General features: G+C 65.8%; 2 protein-coding genes and 1 pseudogene. 1 reads left to right on the top strand and 2 read right to left on the bottom strand.

Annotation, left to right across the window (positions count from 1 at the left end; translation table 11 throughout):
- Positions 1–74 precede the first annotated feature (74 nt).
- Positions 75–952, bottom strand: a pseudogene (locus tag ACPYN7_RS17900) (IS3 family transposase); the annotation flags it as partial.
- A gap of 408 nt (positions 953–1,360) precedes the next feature.
- On the opposite strand from ACPYN7_RS17900, the gene ACPYN7_RS17895 reads away from it, so the two are divergent.
- On the top strand, positions 1,361–1,780 hold the full coding sequence (locus ACPYN7_RS17895; RefSeq protein WP_424348542.1) for a hypothetical protein: 420 nt from the start codon (positions 1,361–1,363) through the stop codon (positions 1,778–1,780).
- Positions 1,781–1,972: 192 nt separating this feature from the next.
- Here the strand turns inward: ACPYN7_RS17895 and ACPYN7_RS17890 are convergent, their stop codons facing one another.
- A complete protein-coding gene (locus ACPYN7_RS17890) occupies positions 1,973–2,521 on the bottom strand; it encodes a hypothetical protein (RefSeq protein WP_424348541.1) in 549 nt (182 codons plus the stop codon).
- Positions 2,522–2,561 lie beyond the last annotated feature (40 nt).

The raw sequence follows: 2,561 nt of genomic DNA, 5'->3' as shown, positions 1-2,561 counted from the left end.
ACCCGCCGAAGTATTCGCCGAACAACTACAGTCGCTCGAACAAGGCGGTGTTGCGACGACCGGTTGAATCCGCCTTGACTGCCCCTATCCGAGTGGACGATGCAGCCGGCCACATCTCCGCGGCGCACGACCGCGTGGTGCAGTGCCTGCACCGCCAGGCTGGACTTCATTCGCGAGTCGATGGAGTAGCCCACGATCCGCCCGGAGAAGACGTCCTTGATCGCGCACAGGTAGAGCTTGCCCTCGGCGGTCCTGTGCTCGGTGATGTCGGTCAGCCACAGCTGATTCGGCCCGACGGCGGTGAAGTCGCGCTCCACCAGGTCGTCGTGGACAGGTGGTCCGGGCTTCTTGCCGTTTTTGGCGCGCTTCTTCCCGAAGGCAGACCACCAGCGGTTGTCCCGGCAGATCCGCCACGCGCTGCGCTCACACATCACCTCGCCGGCGTCCTTGGCCTCGTCGACCAGAAAGCGGTAGCCGAACTCCGGGTCATCCCGGTGGGCGTCGAACAACGCGTTCGCCCGGTAGGCCTCGGCCAGCTCGGCGTCGGTGACCGGGTCCGTCAGCCAGCGGTAGTAGGGCTGGCGGGAGAGCTTGAGCACCCGGCACGTCACCGCGACGGGGATCCCGTCGGCGGCGAGCTCACTCACGAGCGGGTAGAGCCTTTTCCCGGCAGGTTCGCCTGCGACAGGTAGGCCGCGGCCCGTCGTAGCACCTCGTTCTCCTGCTCGAGCAGGCGGATCCGTTTCTTCAGCTCACGGTTCTCGACCGATTCGGCTCTCGTCACACCGGGCTTCTCGCCGTCCTCGATGTCGGCCTGGCGCATCCACTTCGACAGGGTCATCTCGTGGATGCCGAAGTCCTTGGCGATCTGCGCGAGTGTCACGCCGTCTTCGCGGGTGCGGGCCACGCGCACGACGTCGTCGCGGAACTCTTGGGGATAGGGAGCGGGCACAGCAACATCCTTCCAGGCCGCCCTGCGGGCAAGCCAGATCGGGTGTCACCTATTCGTGCGGCAGTCCCGAGCCCCAGCCGGGGTGAGTGCGGTGACGAAGAATTTGTCGTTGGAGACGTTCAGCTGCAGCAGGCCCAGGACTGGGGCGCCGGCCGTCTCGGGTGCCGCGGTGGTGGTGGTGGTGGGGGGGTGCTCATCAAGGGGGTCCTTCCCGTCGGGGGCTTGGCGGTGACGGTACCCATGTGAGCGGACGCAGTAGGAGCCAGAGGCAGACCCCCCGGCGTAATGTGCGCTGACTGTTGGGCCGAGCTGTAGATCAGCAGTTCCCCCATGCGTAGTGTTCATGATCTGCATCACACCACCGCTATCACAAGGAGTTATGTCATGCGTACAAGTGCAAGGGCTGCAGTGACCGGACTCGCTCTCGGACTCGCCGTTGTCGCTTCAGCACCGGCCTCGGCAGCGGAGCAGACGATCAACTTGCGACTGATCGGCAGTCCTCATGTCTCGGACGGCGACACGCTCACCGTGCTGGCCACCAATGTCCCCAAGGAGACCTTGACCACGGCTTGCTTCAACTTCACATTCACTGACGATCTCGTGGATCCCGGTGAGGGGCTCACTATCATCACAGCCGATTCGGGCAACGGACCTGGCTTCTTCAACCCGACCACCGAGTCACAGGCAACGCGCACTCTGTGCATCGAAGACCCTTCAATTCTGGAGGACATTGCCGACGGCAACAGTGCGGAGCGGTTCGTCATCCAAGCCATGCCGGGCAGCACCTTCACCGTCTCCTCGGTGAGTCTGACGCTGACGACCGCATAGGAGGCATCTCGGCACGAGGCTAGTGCGCCTGATGACAGATGAATACGGAGGGCCTGCACTGGGGGTGCAGGCCCTCCGTCTCAAGGTCCGCGGGTCAGGCGGGACTGGGTGCTACCGAGGCTGGGGCGGGACTCGAGGTCGGCCGCCTTGGCGGTGCGTGACCATTATGTGTGCGGCGGGTGGCTGAGATGTTCACGCCCTCGCGCTGGAACCCTTGCGCACCGGCTCCTCGGGGTCCTGGTCCGCCAGTTCCGCCAGCCACCGGCCGATCTCCGCCATGACCTCTCGCGGCCGGGTCGCCTTCGAGTACACCGGGATCTCCAGGTAGCGCGGATGGTCGATCCCGAGAGGCTGGAGTTCATCCTCGCGCAGTCGCACGAGCGCATAGCCGGCGGCCAGCAGGTCGGTGCTTTTGGACCGGTCGGTGAGCGTCTTGGCCTCCGCACGATGCCAGTAGGCGCCGTCGTACTCGATCACCACCGTGGTGCCGGCGACGGTGGCGCTGATGTCGGCCGTCCACGACTTCCGGGTGGTGAACGCCTCGTGGCGCAGCACCGCACCAGAGCGGGCGGCGCCGAAGGCGGCCTCGGCGGCGGCGTGGTGGTCCAGCTCCACCCGGGACTTCCCGGCTTGCTTGCACTCCGGGCACTCGGCACCCTTCGAGCGGCTGTCCAGCGTTGCCTGCCACACGTGGGCGGGGTCGGCCCTGCGTGTCAGGGTGAGTTGAGTCCAGTGGTTCACAGCAAGTTCGCCTGACGCAGGGCGAGATCAGGATCGACCA

The organism is Kocuria sp. CH-021 (genome assembly GCF_049716185.1).
In the GTDB taxonomy this organism is placed as follows: domain Bacteria; phylum Actinomycetota; class Actinomycetes; order Actinomycetales; family Micrococcaceae; genus Kocuria; species Kocuria cellulosilytica.
Note: the sequence above shows the minus strand (reverse complement) of the source record. Positions and strands in the feature narration are given on the sequence as shown.